The organism is Bacillus sp. FSL K6-1366 (assembly GCF_037976695.1).
GTDB classification, from domain to species: Bacteria; Bacillota; Bacilli; order Bacillales; family Bacillaceae; genus Bacillus; species Bacillus subtilis.
In genome coordinates this window covers 2,424,573-2,448,170 of record NZ_CP150268.1, presented here as the reverse complement: position 1 = coordinate 2,448,170, position 23,598 = coordinate 2,424,573, and the positions used below count along the sequence as shown (strand labels likewise).

Below are 23,598 nucleotides of genomic sequence, written 5' to 3'. Positions count from 1 at the left end.
CCAGTATATAGTTTGGTTTCCTGCAATAAATAAAAAGGCAGTTCCCTTAAAATCAAGGAAACTGCTATTCTTTGAAGACTAATGGAATGGCATGATCTTTTTTATCCTCTGTTAACGAGATGTGATGGGTTACTGATGTTTCACCCTTCGTCAACGCGACTGAGTAATCGCCTTTTCTGCCGGTATCCCATTTGATATCTCCGTTTTTGTCTGTTTTACCGAGTATCTCGCCAATCTCTGTACTCGGCTCCTCATCTGAAGCAGGCGCTTTGACAATCGTCACTTGAACCCCTTCGACCGGCAGCCCCTTAGCATCCTCCACATGAAGAGTGACAGGAATAGTCGTTTCTTTTTGAGAAGAATGCGCCTGCGAACTGCATCCGCATAAAAACAAAATAGACATGAATATGGCTAGTTTGCTGTATTTATTGATTTGCCCAATATTGAATATTGTTGAATACATCGTTCGTCACCCTTGTTCCCAAGTTATATGACGATCCTCCGTTCGTGTGAATGGCAATCGCTGTCTGCCCTGTATCACTGTAGTTTCGATAAACAGGCGAGCCGCTTTGGCAGCCGTACGTATCGGTTGTATAGGTCAGCTTATACGTTTCAGCGGAGCGAATCGGCTTTGTATCAGACCACATCGTGCCAAAGGTTTTGTCACACGGGAATCCTGTCACTGACGAGGAAAGACCCACGGGACTGCTGCTGTTTGTAGTCCGGTAGCCGTACCAGCCAACCGTGTTTCCAGGAGAACCGTTTAATTTAATAGCTCCGTAATCATAGTTGGTGTCTTTGCTTTCCGTCCATCCTTTGACGGAGTAAAACATCGTGCCTGAATAAGTACCGTACGGATATGACGAACCATTGCGGCCCGGCGCGGCGGTTATCGTCGAAGCCCATCCATGATCCTGGCTGTACACACAATGTCCAGCCGTGACGACTGTATTTGGATTGACTAAAAATCCGGTACATCCATAAGTGCTTGAAGTGTTGGGATACTTGATTGACAGTTGAACGGTTGCTCTATATGGAAAAGATGTAGTGCTGGAGATTCTGGTGCGTTCATCAGTTCCGATAATGCTCGAAGGCTGTAAGGTTTGAATGTTTTTCTCCAGTTCCGTTTGGCCGCCGTATAACGATTTACTTGTTTTTCCGGTTCCCTCATAAGGGGCGGAAACCTGTTCTGCTTTTGACGTTTGGTTTTTCGTGGCATCAGCTTCTTTACCGGTATTCGATACAGAAGTTTGCGGGTTCTCTGCCGCTTTTGCCGGTACGCCAAAAGAAACCGCTGCTGCCAAAGCCAAACACAAAACCGTTAAGTAAGCGAACCATTGTTTTCTGAATCTTGGAACTAATTTCATTTTGTCATCTCCCTCCTTTAGTGTCAACCACCCGTATTGATGGAAGACTTTTACATTATAATCAGGTTTCTGATTCTTATGATAAAACTTTTACGGAGAAAGAAAAAAACAGGCCTTGTCCCATGACAAGACCTGCTCAAACTCTATTTTATCGTTAGCTGTTCCAACGCTTTCTTTGCATTCTCTCTTGCCGTTTCAACTGAATCAGCAGCAGAGAACGCAACTGCCATACGACGTCCGGCTTTCGTTATCGGCTTTCCAAAGACGCGCACTTGAGTCTTTGGGACTGCCAGTGCGTTTTCCAATCCTTCAACAGTGTAATCCGCTAATTCTTCCGGCGCTTTGAGGGGCCTGCTGGCGCCAGGAGAAAGCTGTGTGATTTCTGTAATCGGAAAGCCGAGAACCGCCCGGACATGCAGTGCAAATTCTGACAAATTTTGCGTCACCAGCGTGACAAGGCCTGTATCATGCGGACGGGGAGATACCTCACTGAAATATACCCTATCTTTCGCAAGGAACAGCTCAACACCAAACAGGCCGTATCCGCCAAGCTCATCCGTGATCGTTTTTGCAATATGCTTCGCTTCTTCTATTTGCTGCTCTGTCATATCATGCGGCTGCCATGATTCGATATAATCCCCGTCCTTTTGCACATGACCGATCGGCTCACAAAATGCCGTACCGTTAACCGCACGTACGGTTAAGAGTGTGATTTCTGATTCGAATGGGATAAACTCCTCAACGATCACGCGGCCGTTTTTCACCCGTCCGCCTTCCAACGCCGTCTCCCAGCAGCTCTCTAAATCCGCTTCAGAGCGGCAGATACTTTGGCCTTTTCCAGAAGAACTCATCAATGGTTTAACGACACAAGGAAAACCGATCTGTGCTGCCGCTTGTATAAATTCATCATATGTATTCGCAAATTCATAGCCAGCCGTCGCAAGTCCAAGCGTTTCCGCCGCAAGCCGTCTGATGCCTTCCCGATCCATCGTCAGCTTGGCCGCACGGGCATTCGGGATGACGTGAAACCCTTCCTCTTCAAGCTTCAGCAATTCATCCGTCGCGATCGCCTCCACCTCAGGCACAATCAAATCCGGCTTTTCTTTCTCAATAATGGTTCTGATCTGCTCGCGGTCCAGCATATCAACGACATAACTGTTATGCGCGACCTGCATCGCCGGAGCATGCTCGTAACTGTCAACTGCCACCGTCTGTACCCCAAGACGCTGGGCTTCAATCACTACCTCTTTACCTAATTCACCTGAACCTAACAATAAAACCTTCTTTGATTGATACATCTTTGCCCCTCCTATCTGTTCCAAACCATTATAACTGAAATATTTGAAAAATAAATTTTTATTAAAAAAGATAAAATTATTATTGAGGGTTAAAATCTTTTAAATTCTTAAACGAAAGCAGACCAATAACGGTCTGCTTTCTCTATTCCTAAACAGCAACATCATACAAGAAATCCCCCTAAATCATGCTACACTTAATCCAAGACCACCACACCGACAGGAGGCATCCCATGCAAAACGAAACCCGCACACTGCAGCTTGACCCACACCTTCATATAGAAGCCTACCGTTTCAAGGGAATTATGCAAAAGTTCCCGAACCACTTTCACGATTATTATGTGATTGGATTTATTGAAAAAGGGCAACGGTATCTGGCCTGTCAGGATCAAGAATATATCATCAATCCAGGTGATCTTCTCCTCTTTAACCCCCGTGACACGCATAGCTGTGAACAGATTGACGGCCGGACGCTTGATTATCGGTGTATCAATGTCATGCCGGATATCATGGAGAAGGCGGTGAAAGAGATTACTGGCGCCGGGCATCTCCCTTATTTCTCCCAGCATGTGTTATTCCGCCATGAGCTGACAGCCAGCCTGCAGGAATTGCATATTTTGATATCCGAGGAAAAACAAGCTTTGCGTAAGGAGGAGCTGTTTCTTCATCTATTAGAGGAGCTGATCCGCCATTATTCAGATGTCACGTTCCTTAGCAGCGTTCCAGAACCATCAGACGAAGTCAAAATGGTTTGTGAATTTTTAGAAGAGCATTATGCCGAAAATGTCACACTCAATGATTTGAGTGAATTAACAGGCTGGAGCAAGTATCATTTATTGCGTTCATTTACAAAACAAAAAGGCATTACCCCTAATAGCTACATGGAAACAATCCGGATTAATCAAGCCAAAAAACTCCTTGAACAAGGGGTAAGACCGATTGATGCGGCATTTCAGACAGGATTCAGCGATCAGAGCCATATGACGAAGTTTTTTAAACGGCAGGTGGGGCTGACACCGAAGCAATACATGAAGATTTTTGAAAAGGAGCTTCACAGATGAACATACAAAGAGAAACTTCGGGGCATATCGCAGCCATTGTGACCATTCTGATTTGGGGGACGACCTTTATTTCGACAAAAGTTCTGCTGGCTGACTTCTCTCCAATGGAAATATTATTTTATCGGTTTTTGATGGGCTTTATCGCTCTTATCCTTGTCCGTCCCAACATGATTCCGTTCAGGAATTGGCGGCAGGAGCTGTTATTTGCCGGGGCTGGTTTATTTGGCGTAACCTTATACTTTCTATTAGAAAATATAGCTCTCACCTATACATACGCATCCAATGTCGGCATGATCGTGTCCATTATACCGATGATCACTGCGGTTTTGGCCCATTTTCTGCTCGAAGGCGAAAAACTGCGTCTGACTTTTTTGATTGGATTTGTCTCGGCACTGATCGGGCTTTTATTGATTACGTTTAACGGCAATGTGGTACTGCGTCTAAATCCGCTCGGAGACATCATGGCAGCCGGGGCTGCTCTCGTGTTTGGCGGATACTCGATATTCATGAAAAAATTAAGCGCTTACGAATACCACATCATCGAGCTGACACAGAGAGTATTTTTGTATGGCCTATTATTTATGGTTCCCGCTTTATTTTTGTTCGACTTCCATTTTGACCTAAGCCGATTTTCATCTGCTTCAAATATACTCAACATGCTTTTCTTAGGGATTGGCGCTTCTGCCCTGTGCTTCGCCACTTGGAATTATTCAGTCGGCGTGCTCGGAGCCGTCAAATCCAGTGCGTATATATACATGGTCCCGGTTATCACAATCGCCGCCTCCGTCCTGATCCTGCATGAAAACATGACATGGATCGCTCTTCTAGGAGGCGCCCTTACACTTTTAGGCCTCTACATCTCGGAGATGAAACCGAAAGCGAAGCTGTTGGAGAACGGATGTAAAATGGATGCTTAACGGCATCCATTTTTTTTATTTTGTCCTACGTTTGCCACCTATAAATGAACGCAATCTAACAAAGGAGGAATCGAAATGGTTGATGAAATGGTCTTAATCACACAGCAATGGCTGAACGATACGTACAGCGGCAAACATGGGTATAACCCAGTTGAAGAAAGCGGGAAAACTGGGTGGGATACGATCTACGGTCTGACTCGGGCGCTTCAAATTGAATTGGGTATCTCAGAGCCAGCCGATAACTTCGGGCCGACAACACAGCGCTTATTTAAGCCTCTTAGACGCCAAGCTCCAGATTCAAAACCAAGCAACATGAATTTTATTTTACAAGGGGCTTTATGGTGTAAAGGCTTTAATCCCGGCGGTTTTACAGGCGTCTTTTACGAAAAAACAGAAAATGCGGTAAAAGAATTTCAAAAAGCTGCCGGACTGACAACACAGGATGGGATTGTCACCACGTTAATTATGAAAGCCTTATTAGACATGAGCGCTTTTAAGCTGGTGTCTGGGGGTGATTCAAGAATTCGCCAGATTCAACAAAACTTAAATCGGGACTACAATGACTATATCGGGTTAATGCCTTGTGACGGACTGTATGGCCGCGATACAAATAAAGCTCTTATTTATGCCCTGCAAAAAGAAGAAGGCATGAGCACAAGTGTTGCCAATGGATTTTTCGGAAACGGCACCACAAGTTTGTGCCCTACTTTAACTCCCGGCGATTCAAGAACAGGATTTGTCTTAATTGTTCAGTACGCCCTCTATTGTAACGGAAAATCGTTCGATCCTGGTGAGTTTGACGGCAAATATGGTGTGGGTGTTGTTTCAGCTGTTAAAGCATTTCAAGAGTTCATGTGCCTGCCGCAAACAGGTTATGCAGATATGCCAACCATTAAAGCTTTATTATCAAGCTCAGGAGACACAACTCGCGCCGCTTCTGCTTGTGACACTGCTACAATTATAACCGCAGAAAAAGCTCAAACACTGCGGAATAACGGTTATAAAACGGTTGGCAGATATTTGACCGGAAATGTGCGGACAAGCAGCGGTCTCACATCAAAAGCCCTGACATCTAAAGAGCTTGCAGTTATTCTCGATGCCGGATTGAAGGTTTTCCCAATTTATCAAGACGGCGGCTATGAATCTTCTTATTTTGTCAAAGACCAAGGCACAAGAGATGCATATAGCGCCGCTTCTGCTGCTAGAAGATTAGGTTTTCCGTCAGGCACGACCATTTATTTCGCTGTCGATTTTGATGCATACGATTATGAAGTGACCGATAAAATCATTCCTTATTTCCAAGAGATTAAGTCAGCATTTACAAAAATGCAGACATTTCCAACCGCACCTAAGTATGAAATAGGGGTTTACGGACCAAGAAACATTTGTATCCGTACAGCAGAAGCAGGACTGACAAAGTATAGTTTTGTGGCAAATATGTCAACAGGATTTAGCGGCAATCTCGGCTATCCGATGCCAAACAACTGGGCCTTTGATCAATTTTATGAAGGAACCATCGGAAGCGGTTCTGGAAGCATCGGGATTGATAAAGACGGATTTTCAGGAAGAGACTCAGGTGCAAGCAATGTAAATCCGCCGTCTGATCCGGTATATGATGCAAGGCTGCGTACACTGACAGACATTTTATCTACCATTCCGGCTTTAGAAAATCTAACAAGTTTGGCAAACGCAATGTTTGAATTTGATACGACAGAAACCATTTTCACATCACCTGAGTTGGATATTATTCTATCAACTTCACTTCTGGCAACCATACCAAGTGAAGGTTCACCAAACACAATTACCATTACAAATGGTAAACCAGGTGCCTATATCACGGGTTTATTGGGCGACACTCAAACGTCTCTCACTGCGTCACAAATCGACTCTTATCAAAACCTTTTAAATAGTCTGAGCTTATCAGTACGCAACGGTTATTTGGAGGTTTACGTAAATCCAACAGCTGAATCTTTAAATATTCAAATTAAAATCTATACACCTGATATTCCAGTAGGTGACAATGTCACAACTGGACTAACGACTACGATTACGTTTAAAATAAAGACGTACAAGGGAATACCAGTTACGTCTCCCGAGAGTGAATTAGCGTTAGATTGGCCGTCTTATGATCAATATTTATTCCCTGTTGTAGGTGTTGCTGCACTTTTACTAATTGGGAATATGGGCAGTGATTTAACGAACAATAAAGGAGTCAAAGTAGCTACCGCATTATCTGCTATGTTACTGGCCATTTTTGCTTATTATACTAGCTAACTTTAATACAAAACTGCATGAACATAAGTTAAAATATGCTCATGCAGTTTTTTTAGTTTATCTATCGTCTTTTGGAGGTTTATCAAAAATGAAAAATGATCAAATAGTTTTTGAAAAAACAAAAAACATCGCTCATGATATCAATCAGATGCAAAATCAGCAGGAGATAATAGATTATCTTTTTCGCCAAGATTCTCTGACACTCAACCAGTTGAAGCACTATTATTCGGAACCTTCTCTTCCGCTTCAGTTTCTTGTGAAAGTAGCAGTTTTATGCATGTTTATATCTATGACTTTAGCTTCTTTCCTTTTCATCCAAGCAAAAGAAGTCTTCACCAATACTATTCTTTCAGATATTTCACCTGCAGTGTTTTCTATTTTTACAGTCATTTGTATTTTTATGACTTATACTAAAATCATAAAAAAAGGAAATGAAAACAAAGGAAAAGCATCCCTTAATCAACGATCTGAATTCTATGAGAAAAACAAGTTAATTAATGCAATACTTTATAAAAAATATAAAATGGATCAACAAAACATACAGGCTAATAAACATACTGCCTCTGATAATGAAGATTCAATGAATTTTAGTGCTGTATTGAATCATGTTCTTACAATTAGTAAAAATGATAAAGAGCTTTTGGGCTACTTAGATACAAGAGATAATGCTATGCTAAGCCAATTAAAAGCATATTTTTCAACTCGTCCATTTTCCCTTCCACATTATATGAGTTTGATGTTTTGCGGAAGTATTATTGTTGTCTATGCAACTTCTTTATTTTCAGGACAAATCAATTACATTGACATACCACACATTTTTATCTTTCTATTATTAATTATTTTCTTGAAAATCCTTATTGATTTGATAAAGCTTTTAAATATATCTAGAAAAGGACAATTACATACTGTTCTGCACTTTGCACAGAGAGCCGAATATTTGCGAATGAGAGGAGTTATAGATTTTATTCTAACTGAAAGATATAACAAAAAAATCATGTAGTTTTGTTTCATCCTTACTAAGAAATACTCAATTTTTATACTTTAAGAGATGTATATATTGAATGTAGACCACCATACATATAAAGAAACAGAAACAGCAACTTTATTTTAGAACATAAAAAGATGATAAAGAACTTCTTATTTTCCTAAACAAATATGATTTAATCATGCTGAATCAATTAAAGGTATTCTTTAGTGAACCACAGCTTATATTCAAACACACTTTCCAAAATCGTATGTACTGTGACATTAATAACGTTATACTTCTATTTTTTCAGCACTCGTTTTAATGAATTAATAGAATTAGCTGTACAAATGTTTTTTGCCTTGATCGGCCTTTTTTGGGTTTTTATTGTTTCCCCATTTTCAAGAAAAGTTCAAATTTCTGAACGCTTCAAACAAAAATCCGAAAACGCCCGCATAGTCGGTATGATCGACTTCGTATTAGAACAAAAATACAAAAAAAGCATCTCTGAATAATCCCAAATCAGAGATGCTTATCCTCTGCTCTCATCACTTCTCTACCACAGCCGCACTGTCACGCGTAACCGCCGCTGGCTCCCTCAGCATCACATTCATTACGCTTGCAAGCACGAGCATTCCAATCGACAAATAAAAAGCCAGTGTATACTCACCCGTTACCGTGTAGATGACGCCGGGCACATACGCACCTAGTGCCGATCCGATCTGATGGGCGAGTGACAGCCAGCCAATCATGAGGCCGATCGAGTAGTTTTGAAAGTACTGGGTGGCGAGCATTTGAGTCGGTGCTACCGTTGCAAAGTCCACTAATCCAAACAGAATCGCAAAGGCTAAAAGCAAGTAGGGCTCGTGGCTGTAAATAAGAATCACGATCGACAGCGCCCGCACCGCATATAAAAAGCACAGGATTTTCCGGCTGCTCCACCGGTCCGCTACAATTCCGGACAGCAAGATGCCAGCAATATTAAAGCCTGCCAGCAGACTGACAGCAGCACTCGTGACTGTCGTTGAAAAGCCATGATCATGAGAAAACGGAATCAAATGGGTATCCATCAGCCCCACGGTCGTAAATCCACAGATCAAAAACGGAAAAATCAAGAACCAGAATTGCCTCATACGAAACATCCCGGCCACTGAAAGAGCTGTTGTTTTGGGTGCTGTTTCTTTTTCTGATGCAGCCAGTCCGCCTATCGGCTCTGTATTCTTTTCTGAAGGATTGTTCCGCAGCATCAGCAGCGCAGCCGGAAAGACAATCACGATTAACAGCAGTCCCAACACCACAACCGTCAGCTTCCAGCTAAACCAATGGATCAACATGAGTGAGCCGGGAACGAGAAGCATTTGCCCCGCGCCAAAGCCTGCTTCCATGATCCCAAAGGCTAGTCCCCGCTTTTTGCTGAACCAATTGACGACCAATACACTTGCCGCCACATTCGATGCTCCGCCCACTCCAAGCGAGACACCCAGCCCATAAAGCAGAAACAGCTGCCAAGGCGAAGTCACTAGGTATGTTAAGAAAATGCTGACTCCTGTCAGTAACGCACTCCATGCCAAAACAGCCCGGGCACCCCATTTGTCCACAAGCCGACCGATCACAGGCTGTGATATGCCATAAACAATAAAACTCATCGTCGAAATCAGCGAGATGGTGCTTCTATCCATTGAAAATTGCCGTTCCCACGGCTCCACAAACGCACCAAACGACAGCCGCACCCCCTGAACCGCCAATAAGATCAAGAAGGTGACGGAGACGATGATCCACGCATAATGCAGTCTTTTCATGACAGCTCCAAATCCCACCGTTCTTCTGTCAGCTGCTGTCCCCATAATGGCGCTTCTTGTTTTACTTCACTTATGCTGAATCCAAATTTTTCATAGAGCGGACGAGCCTCAGCCATGGTGCTCACCGTCCAAAGGAAAATGCGGTCAAACTTCATGTCTTGGCAGTATGCAACCAGATGCTCCAGCAATTGCGTGCCGAGCCCCCTGCCCCGAAAATCCGCATCAACAAGAAACCATCTGAGCTGGACTGTCTTTTCATCGTGCTTGACCAACCCGACAGAGCCGGCAAATTTCCCGCCGCTTTCTGCAATCCATATTTTTTCGATGTCAGCGTCAAATGTCTCCTGAAGATAAGCTAAAAACGTGTCATCCCAACCGTGAGCCTCCGCGTAAAATTGCCTTTGTTTCTCAATAAGGAGTTGAAGATCCTCCGAAAGAAAATAATCTCTAATCGATATCTCTGATGTTCTGGCAGAAAGCGACTGTGAAAGGATCGCTTCAATCTCTGCCATCGCCTCGGCAAGCCTGTGCTGCTCCTTTTGGTTGATTTCCTTCAGCATCAGTTCTACTTGTTCGTTGGCTTTCTCCTCCAGCTTTTTATAAATCGTTTTTCCTGTTTCTGTGACAAAAATGTAATGGTGGCGGGCGTCATCTTTGCTCCTCTGTTTATAAATCAAATCTTCTTTTTCAAACTGCTTCACAATCCTGCTGACATATCCCCGGTCAAGCCCCAGCTTATCCTGAAGAGCTTTTGCCGTACAATTAGGCGTATTATAAATCTCAAATAAAATCCGTGTTTCTGTTAAGGAAAACGGGCTGTCGTAAATGTGCTCATTAAGGAAACCAAGGACGTTTGTATAGAATCGATTGAACTTTCTGAATTTTAACCCGACAGATGATTCTCTTGTTTTCAAATCAATCCCCACTTTCTAATATTGTTGACTAAGGCAATTATAATCACATATAGTTGCTTTAGTCAACGATATGTCAGAAAGTGAGGTCTTTTTAATTTCCTGATTCCTTCCTTTTCTTTACCACAATCAATGTGATATAGGATAAAGCCAGAGAAACCAAGCTATAGACAACAGCCCATCCCAAAAATGATTCATTAAAAATGGTAAAGGTGAGCACAAGAGAAATCACCAAACTAAGCATTGGCATCAGATACGGGTTTTTACAAATACAGGTCCCGACAATCGATAGCAGCATAATTCCTAACGGTAAAATAAAGAATGCGATATCTAATTCATCCACCTTTAAACAGCCTCCCTCCAGATTTTTATATTACTAGTAAAAAATATAATTGCATTTAGTAAAAGGATAATATTTACTTCCCTAAGGCCCAATTTGAAAATTACCCGTTTACATTCGCTCCGGACTATGATAATTTAAGAAAGCGCTATCATGATAAGTTAATAGCTTGGATGGAGATGAGGAGAGCCAGGAATCCAACCCCTTTTGACAAGGGGTGTTTTCTGGCTCTTTTTGTTTTTCGGGAAAGGAGGCACGCCACACATCCAGCACAAACAGCAAAGGGGGATAATTATTAATGCTTAATATATTTAAACCGGCTCCTCATATTGAGAGACTGGATGATTCAAAGATGGATGCGGCATACAAACGGCTCAGGCTGCAAGTATTCATTGGTATTTTCATTGGCTACGCAGGCTACTACCTGCTGCGGAAAAACTTTGCCTTTGCCATTCCTTATCTGCAGGAACAGGGATTTTCGAAAACAGAACTGGGTTTGGTGCTGGCCGCTGTGTCCATTGCGTACGGCTTCAGCAAATTCATCATGGGAATGGTGTCTGACCGCTGTAATCCGAGATATTTTCTGGCGACAGGCCTATTTTTATCAGCAATCGTTAATATTCTATTCGTTTCAATGCCTTGGGTGACTTCGAGCGTCACCATCATGTTTATTTTTATGTTTATCAACGGATGGTTCCAAGGAATGGGCTGGCCGCCATGCGGCAGGACGATGGCCCATTGGTTCTCCATAAGTGAACGCGGCACAAAAATGTCGATCTGGAATGTCGCCCATAACATAGGCGGCGGTATTCTTGCTCCGCTTGTCACTCTTGGGATCGCGATGTTCGTCACTTGGAAAAGCGTGTTTTTCTTCCCTGCCATCATCGCCATTATCATTTCATTTTTAATTGTTTTATTGGTTCGTGATACGCCTCAATCCTGCGGACTCCCGCCAATTGAAGAGTATCGGAATGACTATCCAAAACACGCTTTTAAAAATCAGGAAAAAGAATTAACAACAAAAGAAATTCTTTTTCAATATGTGCTGAACAACAAATTTCTTTGGTACATCGCTTTTGCCAATGTATTTGTTTATTTCGTGCGATACGGCGTGGTTGACTGGGCGCCTACTTACTTAACAGAAGCCAAAGGCTTTTCTCCTGAAGACTCACGCTGGTCGTATTTTCTTTACGAATACGCAGGCATACCGGGAACGATCTTGTGCGGCTGGATCAGTGACCGATTCTTCAAAAGCCGCCGGGCACCGGCAGGCGTTTTGTTTATGGCGGGTGTTTTCATTGCCGTATTGGTGTACTGGCTGAATCCGGCCGGCAACCCGCTCGTAGACAATATCGCCTTAATCAGCATTGGCTTCTTAATCTACGGACCTGTTATGCTGATCGGCCTGCAAGCGATCGATCTAGCACCGAAAAAAGCAGCCGGAACTGCAGCCGGTTTGACCGGATTTTTCGGATACATCGGCGGATCCGCTTTCGCAAACGCCATTATGGGCTTTGTCGTTGACCGTTTTAACTGGAACGGCGGCTTTATCATGCTGATCTCTTCCTGCATTCTTGCCATCGTCTTCTTGGCTTTGACGTGGAATACAGGAAAACGGGCAGAGCATGTTTAAGAAAGACACATAAAAGATTAATAGTTTTCCAACACGCCGTTTACATCCGTTTTTTAATATGAAAGACAGGTAGTGCTTATCTATAAGGAGGAGAAATCATGAGAAAAAATAGAATACTGGCCTTGTTTGTTCTGTCGCTGGGCTTACTCTCATTTATGGTAACGCCAGTGTCGGCAGCGTCAAAAGGAAACCTGCTGTCACCTGACCGTATCCTGACCGTCGCGCACAGAGGGGCTTCTGGATATGTGCCTGAGCACACGATTCTGTCTTACGAAACCGCTCAGAAAATGAAAGCTGATTATATTGAATTGGATCTGCAAATGACAAAAGACGGGAAATTGATTGTCATGCATGACGAAAAACTGGACCGTACCACAAACGGAACGGGCTGGGTGAAAGACCATACGCTCGCAGACATTAAGAAGCTTGACGCCGGTTCTTGGTTTAATGAAGCCTATCCGGAAAAAGCAAAGCCGCAGTACGTCGGCCTTAAAGTTCCTACATTAGAAGAGGTATTAGACCGTTTCGGAAAGCACGCGAACTACTACATTGAAACAAAATCGCCTGACACCTACCCAGGTATGGAAGAAAAACTGATCGCTTCTTTGCAGAAACATAAATTACTGGGGAAACATTCTAAGCCAGGCCAGGTGATCATTCAATCGTTCAGCAAAGAAAGTCTGGTAAAAGTCCATCAATTACAGCCAAACCTGCCGACTGTTCAATTGCTGGAAGCCAAACAAATGGCGTCAATGACAGATGCTGCCCTGGAAGAAATCAAAACATACGCTGTCGGTGCGGGCCCGGATTATAAATCGTTAAATCAAGAAAACGTCCGTATGATCCGCAGCCACGGCCTCCTGCTTCACCCTTACACAGTCAATAATGAAGCAGATATGCATCGCCTCCTTGATTGGGGCGTAACAGGAGTGTTCACCAACTATCCTGATCTTTTCCACAAAGTAAAAAAGAGTTATTAAAAGCAAAAAACCTTGCGACAACTATCGCAAGGTTTTCTTCATATTTTATTCTTTTCCGGCAGCAGCTTCTGACTGTCCATTAAGCAGCTGAGAATTTATCTCTTTCGCATCCTTTAAGTATTCTGTCTGGTAGCCGCTCTTCAGCGCCCACACATAGAATACAAGTGATACCATCGCAATCAGAACCATATCCCAGCCATAATGAATGACATTCAGGCCGCCGAATTTATCACTGCCCAAATAAGAAATGACCATCATGGCCAGCAGATAAAACACCATCCAGACGCCGGCTTTAAAGTTCCGGCCAAACCCTTTCCATTTCGCCTTCGCCTGATAATAGAAATAAATCGGAAGACCGATCAGGATAATAAACAGAACCTGTCCTGTTAACGGCCAGCGCGCCCAATACAGCACTAGTGACGCAAAGATAAATCCAAGCGGCGCAATCACGTTTAAGCCTTTTAAACGAAGAGGCCTGTACAGGTCTTTCCCCGTCCGTCTCAATGTCATGACTGTGATCGGGCCGGTGATATAAGAAATTAACGTAGCAACGGAAATAATTTCCGCTAATACGCCCCACCCTCTGAACAGGAACAAAAAGATGAACGACACAATCAAGTTAAAGAACATTGCTTGTCGCGGAACGCCGTAAATCGGATGAAGCTTCCCGAATATACTTGGCATATATTTGTTTTTTTCCATTCCGTAAATCATTCGGGACGTTGTCGCCGTATACGTAATCCCTGTTCCAGACGGTGATACAAATGCATCCGCATATAACACAATAACTAGCCAGTTAATATTCAGCGCAATCGCCAGATCAGCAAAAGGAGAATTAAAATTCAGATGGCTCCAGCCGTGAGCAATATCAGAAGGATTCACAGCTCCAATGAAGGCGATCTGCAGCAGGACATAAATCACTGTCGCAACGAAAAGAGAGCCAACAACCGCAATCGGGATTGATTTCCCCGGGTTTTTTGCTTCACCCGCCATATTAATCGGGCTTTGGAAACCATTAAACGCAAAAACGATACCTGAAGTGGCAACCGCCGTCAGCACACTTGCCCAGCCATTCGGCGCAATGCTTTGACCGCCAGTAAAGTTTTCTCCGTGGAATCCGACAAACAGCAAAGCTCCAATCGTAAGACCCGGAATAATAATTTTAAAAATCGTAATTAATGAATTCGCTTTCGAAAATAGATTGACTGTCCAGTAGTTCAGCAGAAAATAAATGAGAAGCAATACAGAGGCAAATGCTAGTCCTTCCCCAGTCAGCGTTCCATTCTTCACCAAACCGCTTGTCCATTTCGCCCATTCCCAAGGCCAAGAACTCATATATTGAACGGAGGCCACCGCTTCAACCGGAATGACGGACACAATCGCAATCCAGTTGGCCCAGCCCGCAATAAAACCGATAAACGAACCGTGTGAATATTGCGTATATTTTACCATTCCCCCCGCTTCAGGGAACATAGAACCTAGTTCACTATAAGAAAGAGCAATAAATAAAATGACGACCATTCCAATAACCCATGAAATAATAGCAGCTGGCCCTGCTATTTGAGCCGCACGCCAAGCCCCGAACAGCCAGCCTGAACCGATCATCGATCCGAGCCCGACCATCATGAGGGAAAACGTTCCCATTCTTCGATGCAATTGATTCATATCGTAAACACCTTTCATGTATGATGACATTCTCTTGCTAATTATATTATTATTCTGATTACTTTACTTTGTCAATATTTATCGAATTTTGACTGAAACTATAATAAGTCAATGTATATTACCTTCCAATACAGGAATGAAGTCACTAGTTTCTTCTTAAATGGAATTTACTGTGAACCCCAATGATAAAAACACAATAGGTTTAGCTATTTCCAAAACGGGAATGATACAGGAAACACTATTCTTAAAATAGAAAGGAGTATCACCATGAAACAAAAGCTGTTACTTTCAGGTCTCGCTGTTTCAACTGTCGGCATCACTTCTTATCTATTAAAAGACCCGTCAAATCGCCAAAAGGCAAGAGAATTCATTCACAGCATGAAGATGAAAATAACAAAACAGCCCGACATGGAAACGTTCCCAGTTGATAAAGCCGGCCACCCGGACCCGCAAGATATCGAGGACAACAAAATGGTTTCAGAAGGCTCCATGTATCCCGTCCAATACTACGATGAAAAAAAGAAGTAATCAAAAAGCTCTCTTCGATAAAGGAAGAGAGCTTTTTAATTTAACTTTTTCGCCTGATTCCGCTCATTACGAAGCCGCTTTCAGGCAATGACGGCATTCTGGCGAGACTGTAATGCAGTGATTGTTCCGGAACATCGTATTCAATCTGATGGACGAGGAAATCCAGGCTCGCTTTCATGACTTCAATTGTAATGCCTTCCCCTGGACAGCGGTGGCCTTTTTCGGCGTGCCCCCCGCCTTGAGGAATCATATCAAACGGATTTTCTTCCCGCTCCGCAAATCGTTCAGGCCGGAATTCATCGGGGTGATCCCATAGACGAGGGTCGTGGTTCGTTCCATATACATCGAGCAGCACCGATGTGCCCTTCTTAAACTCACAGTTATTCCATACAAAATCCTTTTTGACAAGCGCCCCTAAAAACGGGCCGAACGGATAATATCTGCGGACCTCCTGCACAAACATTTCTCTTTCCCGGCTGTTTCCAGACCGCAGCCATTCCTTATACTTCGGATGCTCATGAAGCGCCAAAGCTGAAAACACCAGAAAGTAAGAAATGGCGACAATAGGCCGCAATACATTAATCAGCTCAATGGCTGCCATGCGGGAATCCAGCTGGCTTCCATCTTCTTGTGTGTGAAAAGCCATTTCATGCAGCGCTGTTCCGGGAGTCGTTTTCAGCAAGCCGGCACGAGCATCTTCAATCATGACTTCAATCCACTCTTCTGCACGCGGCCTTGCTCTTCTTCCCTTCCAATGCCGCGGTCCCACAGCACCGAACGCGTCGACCATGTCAATGAAGTCATCCGCTCTCTCTTTGACTTCCGTTTCCTTCAACGGAACACCTGCCCAATAGCACGCTACCCGGCACAGGATTTCTTTTGCTTCCTCAAATAACACAACCTCATCTGCCTTCTCCCATCTTGTGACTGCTGCTTTCCACTCCTCTGTCATCAACTTAGCCAAACGTTTTTGATGCGGCGGTGTCATCAATGACAGAAAAAGCATCTTCCGATGGATATGCGCGCTGCCATCCATTCCCTGAATCGCATTAACACCAAACAGCGATTTCTGCACCCGCTTAGGCAAAGCGTTCTGCCGCTGGAATCGATCCGTATCATAAAACACCTTCGCCGCCTCAGCGCCAGTCATGCAAATAAAGTTTTTTCCCAACAAACGGGCCTGAAACAGATCTGAATTGTAGCGCTCTGTTCTGTTTTTAATAAATAAATACCCTTCCTTCAGCAGTGTCAGACTGTTATCGAGACTTTTGTCATGTGGAATCTGCTCATTCATCCGCTTACCCTGCCTTCCTTTTTACCCTCTATTTTCACGTTATCTTCCGACTATAAACCCAGTAACAGTATTTGTTTGCAAAACCAAATTTAAGCGCTTTTTGATTATTTTTTAAAGGAAGAACAAACGAAAGAGAGAAAAGGTAGTTAATCAAAACAAAGGGGAGAACAAAATGAAAAAATGGATATATGTTGTGCTTGTGCTGAGTATTGCAGGAATCGGCGGCTTCTCCGTCCACGCAGCGTCATCTGCTCATGAAAAACACTTGAATGTCAGCAGAATGAATGTCGATGATGAATTCAAGGATACGGATGGAACCTTCATTCTTCACGATTTACAAAAGGAGCAGACATTTGTCTATAACAGAAAACGGGCAAATCAAAGACAAACTCCGCAATCCACCTTTAAAGTCGTGAACGCTTTAATCGGTTTGCAGGTCAAAGCTGTAAGAGATGAATACGATGTTAAACGATGGGACGGGGTCAAGCGTGAATTCGAATCATGGAATCGCGACCATACGCTTGGCTCGGCCATGCGCGAATCCGCAATCTGGTATTATCAGGAATTAGCGAGAGATATCGGCGAGGAAAGAATGAAAACATGGCTTCATACACTATCTTACGGCAACAAGGATATCAGCGGGGGAATTGACCAGTTTTGGCTGCAAAGCTCGCTCACAATATCTCCGCTGGAACAAGAAACCTTTTTGGAGAAACTATTTAAAGAGGAGCTTCCATTTGACAAACCGGTGATGAAAACCGTCAAGCGCATGATGATTCAAGAGGAAGGCGATCATTACACACTCTACGGGAAAACCGGAACCCGCCTGACTGATATGGGATTAGGATGGTTTGTCGGATTCATCAAAACAGAGCATGGCTCTTATGTCTTTGTCACCAATGTCGATGATTCCGGCACAAAAGCCAAAAACATCACCGTGGATATCCTGAAAAAGTATGGCCTGATCACATCCTAAATAAAAGAGCCCTGCACGGCAGGGCTCTAAATCTCATGCTCAAAACAATAATGATTCACAAGCTCTTCAATCAAATCATGATCGGGATATTCCCCGTTAAATTCAAATTCGATTTCTTCCACAAACTCTCCTTGATGGTACACATGGATGGCTCCGTTTTGACGGACAACGCTAAACTCCGGCTGAAATGTATATCCGCTTCGTTCAATTGCTCCCATTTCTTACCCGCCTTTCTCAAAGCAGTAATTCATACACCTCGTTTAATTCCTTGGCCCGTTTTTGATCCTGTTCATTCTGGGCATACTTAATTTCTTTTTCTAATACATGGTTCAAAAAAGACATTTCATTATCATCTAAGTCTTTTACAAATTCCTCTTCATTTGCATAACGCTTCGCCAGCATCTTCTTGCAAATACGCTGGCAGACTTCATTTTCTAGATGATTCGAAAGTGATTCGCGCAAATAACCGAGTGTAACATCCATTTCATGAACACCTTTCCTTCTGCTATCTTTACCCTATAGCTTGCTAAAATAGGGAAAATCCATACGCGAAAAATAAAAAAAGAGACATCCGTGAATGTCTCTTTTTTATCGTTATTCAGCTGCTTGTTCGCTTTTTGTCAAATTGGCCTGCGTGCGTTTGCCAATCCCAAACACATAATAACTAATGACCACAAGCGCTAAGAAAATTACGCCTACAATCAGAGAGATACGAGTATCATCGTTAAACCACATGCCAACCAGAACCATCAGCAAGAAAGCAATCGTCAAATAGTTAGTAAAAGGAGCAAACGGCATTTTGAATGGATGTTTATCTAATGCAGCACCCTTCGCTTTTCTGAATCCGATATGGCTGATCAAAATGATAAACCAAGGAATCATCCCTGGGAGCACGCTTGCGCTGTATACATAGACAAAGATCTTCGGCGGCGCGATATAGTTCAGTACAACACCGACAGCCAAACCGATCAGCACCGCAATTGTGCCATACAGCGGCACACCATTGCGTGAAATCTTCTTAAAGAATTTCGGTGCTTGTCCATTGACACCCAGTGTATACAGCATGCGGCCCGCGCTGAAAATACCGCTGTTACAGCCGGACATTGCCGCAGTAATCACGACAAAGTTAATAATGCCGGCCGCTGCCGTAATCCCGATTTTCGAGAACGTAGACACAAACGGACTTCCGAGTGAGTTGAGCTCATCCCAAGGATACACCGTCACGATCACAAAAATAGCGCCAATGTAGAAAATCAAAATACGCCAGATAATACTTTGAATCGCATTTCTTAGCGTGTTTTGCGGATCCTTTGCTTCACCCGCTGTAATCCCGATCAGCTCAACTCCTTGATAGGCCGCAATGACAAGAGACAGTGCAAAGAAGAAACCTGAGAAACCTCCTGCAAAGAAGCCCCCGTGAGACCACAAGTTCGACAAACCGATCGCATCTCCGCCATTGCCAAAACCGAAGAAAATAATTCCGATTCCCGCAATAATCATCAAGATAATCGTCACGATTTTAATCATCGCAAACCAAAACTCAAATTCCCCAAACGACTTAACAGAAATTAAATTCGCCGCACCAAGAATCACCATTGCCACGATACCAGGTATCCAAGCAGGCAAATCCGGGAACCAATACTTCATATAAGAACCGACAGCGATAATTTCTGACATGCCGACGATAATCCACTGGAACCAGTTGCTCCATGCTGTTATATAACCTGCCATCGGATGAATATATTGATGGCCGAACGTCGCAAAAGAACCTGTGCTCGGCTCGACATACAGCATTTCACCCATCGCACGCATAATAAAAAAGATAAAAATTCCGCATATTGCATAAGCCAGAAGGACAGATGGGCCAGTCCATGAAATCGTGCTGGCAGAACCCATAAACAAGCCAACACCGATTGTACCGCCCAAGGCGATCATCTGAATATGGCGCGCGCCCAGGCCCCTCTTTAATTCTTTATTTGCCACTCCTCTTCCTCCTCCTAACAAAATACTCATAAATGAGAAAACAGCAGACCTGCTTGCCTTCACATGAATCAGTGATAACAATCAGAAAATTCAAACTTAAAATTGTTATATAATCTCCTAAATTACTTATTTCATCATAATAAATTTCTCTGGAAAATACAATTGTTTTTTTCAGGTAAACACCTTTGTTCAGAGTTTTGAATCGTTCACTTCTTTTAAAATCTTTTATATAAAAATAATAAAATTATTTGAATATTTAAATTAATACACCCCTTATATTCTCATAAAAAATAAGCTGTTCTACATGAACAGCTTACCTAATAATTCACACCCGTTTGACGCTTTAATGCTTCAAGCCACCCGGTATCTCCGGTCCCATAGCTCTTGCTTTGTCCCACATCTCTCAGAGATCCATTGCTGTAATCAATTGATAGGATGAATTCCGGAATGGCATTATACCCGGCTTCCGCGATTTTACTGAGCTCTGAACGATAGTAAGATATAGCATAAGAAGCCGTTTGCTTCTGCGCTGGATCTTTTTCAAGCTCTTCCCTATATACATCTATTAAATCACGTCCATCAGGCGTGACGTACCGTCCATCAATGACTTCTAAATCCTTCAAATGGTAGCCTGTAACTTCGTACATCTCACGAGCAGCCTGATACTTTTGATATGCCTCTTCGGAAAATTGTGCTGAATCAGGACTCTGGCTTTTCATAATATGCAAAAATAGCTCTTTGCTGTTGTCCCCAGATTGCAGCACTTGCTCAATCTGCTTAATCAGTGCCTGATCGTCTGACCCGCTTACCCGCACCTGATAGTCAATCGGTGTGATTGTAAACGTCAGCTCCGTCCCCTCCGGAATGTGAATATGGTTCCGATTCAACAGCACTTGCAGCTGCTGGTTAACCTGTCCCCGCTGATACACCTTTTCATTCTCAGCTTCCACTTCCCCATGAAATGTGACATTCCGAAACGCAGCATCCTGGAGGTTATAGTTTTGCGCCTTCCCTTTGAATAACCATTCTGTTTCATTATCGTAAGCGGCCTGTCTTTCTGCAGCTGACAGATCACTTCTGAAATAAGGAGACTTTGAATTTTGGTACTTATCCTTAATATAGCCTAATGGATCAGACTTTGTTTTATTAATCGCATTCATCCTGCTGTATTTTTCATCTAGTATTTTGATTCTGATATCACTCTCAGATTCATAGGGGTTTTGGGATTGAATCACTGTTTCTTCCCCTGTGTCTGTCACTGTTCGATCATTCGCTGATTGATACACTTTGCTGAACGTCCCGCTGTTTCCCGACACGCCGGTTTTAGAATAATTGAACTGATTGATTCCCCCAGTTGAAGATTGTGACTTAAGCCTGCTGTATGCCTTTTCCAGAACTGCCGCTGGATTTTCAGTCGCATTCTCCCGTTTGGCAAGCGCATTCTTGCTCAATATGTTCTGTGCCATCAGCTGAGTGCGGATAAATTGCCGATTCAGACGCATTGAATTCCCTCCCGAGTATTCTCTCTTATTCTTTTTTATCGGCAAAGATAATGTATATATTAACCTAAAAAAACATTTATTTACACCTAAATCGTTATTATGTATGATGGAAATAAAAGGAGGTTGTTTGCATGGTGAAAAAATGGCTTATTCCATTCGCTGTTATGCTGTCTGTCTTATTCACCTTTACGTATTCGGCATCAGCTGTCGGAGTCACTGCTATCACAGGAAACAATTCATTTGATACCGCAATGCCGATCGGTTATTGGAAATATAAAAATATCGATACAACAATACTGGAAGCTGGACAAGATGAAGCCTATTTCACTTTTACGGCTAATAAGGGAGAAAAAGTATACGTGAGGAGTACATACCAGAGCGCGTATACAGGGATGAAAATTGAAATTTATGATAAGAATAGAATACCTGTTTCTCAAGGGACAGAAGTCATTAACCCTAATACGTTTTCTTCTTTTATTTATGCAAATGCAGACGCCCAAAACACGACGGATACCTTTTATGTGAAAGTGTCACGAGGCACCTATACCGGAAACATGTATTTTACACTTTCAATTGAAGACCGAATCAAATCGGGCAGCGGAACGTTCCAATTCAGCGGCGTTGCTGAAAATAAAGGAAATACAAGCCTTAGCCCCTCAGGTTCTGACTCCAGCGTAATCAAGGTAGATTTAACAAACCAATCCGGGATACCGCGTGATGCCATTGTAACCAGAGTTCAAACAACCGCCACTCAAACACCAAGCCAGGGAAATACACGCCATCTGATCATGACAAGCGAAAACAACGAATGGCGCCGTGCTCTTGTAAACAGCTCGACTTCAGGGTCTTATGATATCTCTTTGTCAGATCAACTCAGTGTGGCAAAGGTATGGAGTTTTAAATATAATACATTAGCGACAGCCAGATCGACGATGAGCAACGTAAAAGCAAAAATAGATTATGAATACGACGTGACAAAGCAGTTTTAACTTATACCGAGCCGGTTATCCGGCTCTTTTTTATTCTCCGTCTAGAAGGTAAACTATAGTCAGTACAACCAAGGGAAGTGCAGACATGGCATTAAAACTTCTAAAAAAACTGCTTTTTGACCGCCCTCTAAAGAACGGCGTTATCTTAAATCATCAATACAAAATCGAAGAGTGCCTCGGTATGGGAGGCTACGGTTTGGTTTATTTGTGCACCGATATCCTAACTCAAACACCTTATGTCTTAAAACAGCTTCGGCCGACAAAAGCCAAAAAGGAAAAAGAGACAGTCCGATTCCAGCAGGAAATAAAACTGCTCAAAAGCATTCACCACCCGCAAATTCCGGGCTTCATAGATAAGTTCATCATAGACGGACAGGCTTATTATGTCATGCAGTTCATCGAGGGAGAGAATATAGAAGAATTATTATTTTTTCGAAAACAGCCGTTCACAGAGCTTATGGCGTTACAACTGATTTCGCAGCTGCTTGAGATTATAGAATACCTGCATGATCGCCTAATCTTTCACAGCGACATCAGAACGCCTAATATCATCATCAATGACGGCAGGCTCTGCCTCATCGATTTCGGCCTTGCCAAACAATTGACTTTTGAAGAAATGGAGGAAATAAAGGTACGAAAACAGGATGACTTCTTCGATCTCGGAGAAACACTGTTATTCCTGCTGTACTCTCAATATAAAGGAAAAAAGAAGAAAAACGGCACTTGGCTGGAGGAATTAACACTGACAAAGGAAGTAACCCTGCTGCTGAAAAGATTATTGGGCATTGAGGAAGAGTATCAGCACACCGCTTCCATTCGCGAGGATCTAAACCGGGCCATTCAATCGGTCACATAAAAAAACCCTTGTCCCAAAAGCGGAACAAGAACTTTTTTTGGATTAACTGCTGCTGTAGCTCCGGCGTTTGTAACGATGACTGCCGCCATAACGGTCGTAGTGTCTACTTTTGCCTGAGCTGCTGCTGTAGCTGCGATAATGTCTGCGCCGGCTGCTGCTGTAATGCCGATGTCTGCGATATCGGTCACTAGAACTGCTTGAGAGGTACTTAATCGTTTTGATGATTTTTTTAAACATATGATGTTCACCCCATTTCTTTCTCCC

General features: G+C 43.1%; 23 protein-coding genes. 10 read left to right on the top strand and 13 right to left on the bottom strand.

The genetic code is table 11. The features are described 5' to 3' along the window. Nucleotides 1–64: 64 nt before the first annotated feature. From MHI44_RS12930 to purT, 3 genes are all read right to left on the bottom strand, one after another. Entirely contained in the window at nt 65–463 is a 399-nt protein-coding gene (locus MHI44_RS12930; protein WP_339202062.1) for a YbfJ family protein, read from the bottom strand. Further along, nucleotides 426–1,367 (bottom strand): extracellular metalloprotease Mpr, encoded by a 942-nt coding sequence (gene mpr / locus MHI44_RS12925; protein ID WP_015252930.1) that lies wholly within the window; start codon nt 1,365–1,367, stop codon nt 426–428. Before mpr ends, MHI44_RS12930 begins: the two co-directional genes overlap by 38 nt. A gap of 143 nt (nt 1,368–1,510) precedes the next feature. Continuing rightward, nucleotides 1,511–2,665 carry a phosphoribosylglycinamide formyltransferase 2 gene (gene purT / locus MHI44_RS12920; protein WP_339202059.1) on the bottom strand — a complete coding sequence of 385 codons (1,155 nt, stop codon included), beginning with the start codon at nt 2,663–2,665 and terminating at the stop codon, nt 1,511–1,513. A 230-nt stretch (nt 2,666–2,895) separates the two neighbouring features. Between purT and MHI44_RS12915 the strand changes: the two genes are divergently transcribed. The 4 genes from MHI44_RS12915 (at nt 2,896) to MHI44_RS12900 (ending at nt 7,914) form a co-directional block, all read left to right on the top strand. Further along, entirely contained in the window at nt 2,896–3,723 is an 828-nt protein-coding gene (locus tag MHI44_RS12915; RefSeq protein ID WP_015382640.1) for an AraC family transcriptional regulator, read from the top strand. Then, complete coding sequence (locus MHI44_RS12910) at nt 3,720–4,640, top strand: DMT family transporter (protein WP_031600098.1); 921 nt, start codon at nt 3,720–3,722, stop codon at nt 4,638–4,640. Before MHI44_RS12915 ends, MHI44_RS12910 begins: the two co-directional genes overlap by 4 nt. A 75-nt stretch (nt 4,641–4,715) precedes the next feature. Then, entirely contained in the window at nt 4,716–6,914 is a 2,199-nt protein-coding gene (locus tag MHI44_RS12905; RefSeq protein WP_339202057.1) for a glycoside hydrolase domain-containing protein, read from the top strand. An 88-nt stretch (nt 6,915–7,002) separates the two neighbouring features. Further along, a complete protein-coding gene (locus tag MHI44_RS12900; protein ID WP_268555797.1) occupies nt 7,003–7,914 on the top strand; it encodes a hypothetical protein in 912 nt (303 codons plus the stop codon). Nucleotides 7,915–8,426: 512 nt separating this feature from the next. Here MHI44_RS12900 and MHI44_RS12895 read toward each other — a convergent pair. The 3 genes from MHI44_RS12895 to MHI44_RS12885 form a co-directional block, all read right to left on the bottom strand. Further along, a complete protein-coding gene (locus MHI44_RS12895) occupies nt 8,427–9,677 on the bottom strand; it encodes an MFS transporter (RefSeq protein WP_133953793.1) in 1,251 nt (416 codons plus the stop codon). Beyond that, complete coding sequence (locus tag MHI44_RS12890) at nt 9,674–10,591, bottom strand: helix-turn-helix domain-containing GNAT family N-acetyltransferase (protein WP_339202054.1); 918 nt, start codon at nt 10,589–10,591, stop codon at nt 9,674–9,676. The genes MHI44_RS12895 and MHI44_RS12890 overlap by 4 nt, the downstream gene beginning before the upstream one ends. 91 nt (nt 10,592–10,682) lie before the next feature. Next, nucleotides 10,683–10,931 (bottom strand): YbeF family protein, encoded by a 249-nt coding sequence (locus tag MHI44_RS12885; protein WP_335451266.1) that lies wholly within the window; start codon nt 10,929–10,931, stop codon nt 10,683–10,685. 295 nt (nt 10,932–11,226) lie between these two features. Here MHI44_RS12885 and glpT point away from each other — a divergent pair, with 295 nt between their 5' ends. Continuing rightward, complete coding sequence (glpT, locus tag MHI44_RS12880) at nt 11,227–12,561, top strand: glycerol-3-phosphate transporter (protein ID WP_003246460.1); 1,335 nt, start codon at nt 11,227–11,229, stop codon at nt 12,559–12,561. 98 nt (nt 12,562–12,659) lie between these two features. Beyond that, the gene (locus tag MHI44_RS12875; protein ID WP_339202049.1) at nt 12,660–13,541 is read left to right on the top strand and encodes a glycerophosphodiester phosphodiesterase; all 882 of its coding nucleotides are present in this window, start codon (nt 12,660–12,662) and stop codon (nt 13,539–13,541) included. Nucleotides 13,542–13,586: 45 nt separating this feature from the next. Here the strand turns inward: MHI44_RS12875 and MHI44_RS12870 are convergent, their stop codons facing one another. Then, on the bottom strand, nt 13,587–15,206 hold the full coding sequence (locus tag MHI44_RS12870) for an APC family permease (RefSeq protein ID WP_003246447.1): 1,620 nt from the start codon (nt 15,204–15,206) through the stop codon (nt 13,587–13,589). Between the two features lie 267 nt (nt 15,207–15,473). On the opposite strand from MHI44_RS12870, the gene MHI44_RS12865 reads away from it, so the two are divergent. Then, complete coding sequence (locus MHI44_RS12865; RefSeq protein WP_003234883.1) at nt 15,474–15,734, top strand: hypothetical protein; 261 nt, start codon at nt 15,474–15,476, stop codon at nt 15,732–15,734. A 40-nt stretch (nt 15,735–15,774) separates the two neighbouring features. Here the strand turns inward: MHI44_RS12865 and cypC are convergent, their stop codons facing one another. Beyond that, nucleotides 15,775–17,028 carry a fatty-acid peroxygenase gene (gene cypC / locus MHI44_RS12860; RefSeq protein ID WP_339202046.1) on the bottom strand — a complete coding sequence of 418 codons (1,254 nt, stop codon included), beginning with the start codon at nt 17,026–17,028 and terminating at the stop codon, nt 15,775–15,777. 172 nt (nt 17,029–17,200) lie between these two features. Between cypC and blaOXA the strand changes: the two genes are divergently transcribed. Next, nucleotides 17,201–18,004, top strand: a complete 804-nt coding sequence (blaOXA, locus tag MHI44_RS12855) for a class D beta-lactamase (protein ID WP_198879023.1) — start codon at nt 17,201–17,203, stop codon at nt 18,002–18,004. Nucleotides 18,005–18,030: 26 nt separating this feature from the next. Here blaOXA and MHI44_RS12850 read toward each other — a convergent pair whose 3' ends face one another. The 4 genes from MHI44_RS12850 to MHI44_RS12835 form a co-directional block, all read right to left on the bottom strand. After that, complete coding sequence (locus MHI44_RS12850) at nt 18,031–18,222, bottom strand: DUF5370 family protein (RefSeq protein ID WP_003234886.1); 192 nt, start codon at nt 18,220–18,222, stop codon at nt 18,031–18,033. A 16-nt stretch (nt 18,223–18,238) separates the two neighbouring features. Then, complete coding sequence (csgA, locus tag MHI44_RS12845) at nt 18,239–18,487, bottom strand: sigma-G-dependent sporulation-specific acid-soluble spore protein CsgA (protein WP_003234887.1); 249 nt, start codon at nt 18,485–18,487, stop codon at nt 18,239–18,241. Between the two features lie 111 nt (nt 18,488–18,598). Further along, complete coding sequence (locus MHI44_RS12840; protein ID WP_015252942.1) at nt 18,599–19,987, bottom strand: amino acid permease; 1,389 nt, start codon at nt 19,985–19,987, stop codon at nt 18,599–18,601. 317 nt (nt 19,988–20,304) lie between these two features. Beyond that, nucleotides 20,305–21,489 carry a DUF4885 domain-containing protein gene (locus MHI44_RS12835; RefSeq protein WP_339202042.1) on the bottom strand — a complete coding sequence of 395 codons (1,185 nt, stop codon included), beginning with the start codon at nt 21,487–21,489 and terminating at the stop codon, nt 20,305–20,307. A 131-nt stretch (nt 21,490–21,620) separates the two neighbouring features. On the opposite strand from MHI44_RS12835, the gene MHI44_RS12830 reads away from it, so the two are divergent. Further along, nucleotides 21,621–22,478, top strand: a complete 858-nt coding sequence (locus MHI44_RS12830) for a hypothetical protein (RefSeq protein WP_123374006.1) — start codon at nt 21,621–21,623, stop codon at nt 22,476–22,478. Nucleotides 22,479–22,563: 85 nt separating this feature from the next. Continuing rightward, complete coding sequence (locus MHI44_RS12825) at nt 22,564–23,334, top strand: protein kinase (protein ID WP_339202039.1); 771 nt, start codon at nt 22,564–22,566, stop codon at nt 23,332–23,334. Here MHI44_RS12825 and MHI44_RS12820 read toward each other — a convergent pair. Then, entirely contained in the window at nt 23,319–23,582 is a 264-nt protein-coding gene (locus tag MHI44_RS12820) for a hypothetical protein (RefSeq protein WP_339202038.1), read from the bottom strand. The two genes, MHI44_RS12825 and MHI44_RS12820, sit on opposite strands and share 16 nt — an antisense overlap. Between the last annotated feature and the right edge of the window lie 16 nt (nt 23,583–23,598).

Bases quoted from the DNA above. Each gene is read 5' to 3' on its own strand.
- MHI44_RS12930 (WP_339202062.1), bottom strand. From the start codon at position 463: ATGTATTCAACAATATTCAATATTGGGCAAATCAATAAATACAGCAAA.
- mpr (WP_015252930.1), bottom strand. From the start codon at position 1,367: ATGAAATTAGTTCCAAGATTCAGAAAACAATGGTTCGCTTACTTAACG.
- purT (WP_339202059.1), bottom strand. From the start codon at position 2,665: ATGTATCAATCAAAGAAGGTTTTATTGTTAGGTTCAGGTGAATTAGGT.
- MHI44_RS12915 (WP_015382640.1), top strand. From the start codon at position 2,896: ATGCAAAACGAAACCCGCACACTGCAGCTTGACCCACACCTTCATATA.
- MHI44_RS12910 (WP_031600098.1), top strand. From the start codon at position 3,720: ATGAACATACAAAGAGAAACTTCGGGGCATATCGCAGCCATTGTGACC.
- MHI44_RS12905 (WP_339202057.1), top strand. From the start codon at position 4,716: ATGGTTGATGAAATGGTCTTAATCACACAGCAATGGCTGAACGATACG.
- MHI44_RS12900 (WP_268555797.1), top strand. From the start codon at position 7,003: ATGAAAAATGATCAAATAGTTTTTGAAAAAACAAAAAACATCGCTCAT.
- MHI44_RS12895 (WP_133953793.1), bottom strand. From the start codon at position 9,677: ATGAAAAGACTGCATTATGCGTGGATCATCGTCTCCGTCACCTTCTTG.
- glpT (WP_003246460.1), top strand. From the start codon at position 11,227: ATGCTTAATATATTTAAACCGGCTCCTCATATTGAGAGACTGGATGAT.
- MHI44_RS12875 (WP_339202049.1), top strand. From the start codon at position 12,660: ATGAGAAAAAATAGAATACTGGCCTTGTTTGTTCTGTCGCTGGGCTTA.
- MHI44_RS12870 (WP_003246447.1), bottom strand. From the start codon at position 15,206: ATGAATCAATTGCATCGAAGAATGGGAACGTTTTCCCTCATGATGGTC.
- MHI44_RS12865 (WP_003234883.1), top strand. From the start codon at position 15,474: ATGAAACAAAAGCTGTTACTTTCAGGTCTCGCTGTTTCAACTGTCGGC.
- cypC (WP_339202046.1), bottom strand. From the start codon at position 17,028: ATGAATGAGCAGATTCCACATGACAAAAGTCTCGATAACAGTCTGACA.
- blaOXA (WP_198879023.1), top strand. From the start codon at position 17,201: ATGAAAAAATGGATATATGTTGTGCTTGTGCTGAGTATTGCAGGAATC.
- MHI44_RS12850 (WP_003234886.1), bottom strand. From the start codon at position 18,222: ATGGGAGCAATTGAACGAAGCGGATATACATTTCAGCCGGAGTTTAGC.
- csgA (WP_003234887.1), bottom strand. From the start codon at position 18,487: ATGGATGTTACACTCGGTTATTTGCGCGAATCACTTTCGAATCATCTA.
- MHI44_RS12835 (WP_339202042.1), bottom strand. From the start codon at position 21,489: ATGCGTCTGAATCGGCAATTTATCCGCACTCAGCTGATGGCACAGAAC.
- MHI44_RS12830 (WP_123374006.1), top strand. From the start codon at position 21,621: ATGGTGAAAAAATGGCTTATTCCATTCGCTGTTATGCTGTCTGTCTTA.
- MHI44_RS12825 (WP_339202039.1), top strand. From the start codon at position 22,564: ATGGCATTAAAACTTCTAAAAAAACTGCTTTTTGACCGCCCTCTAAAG.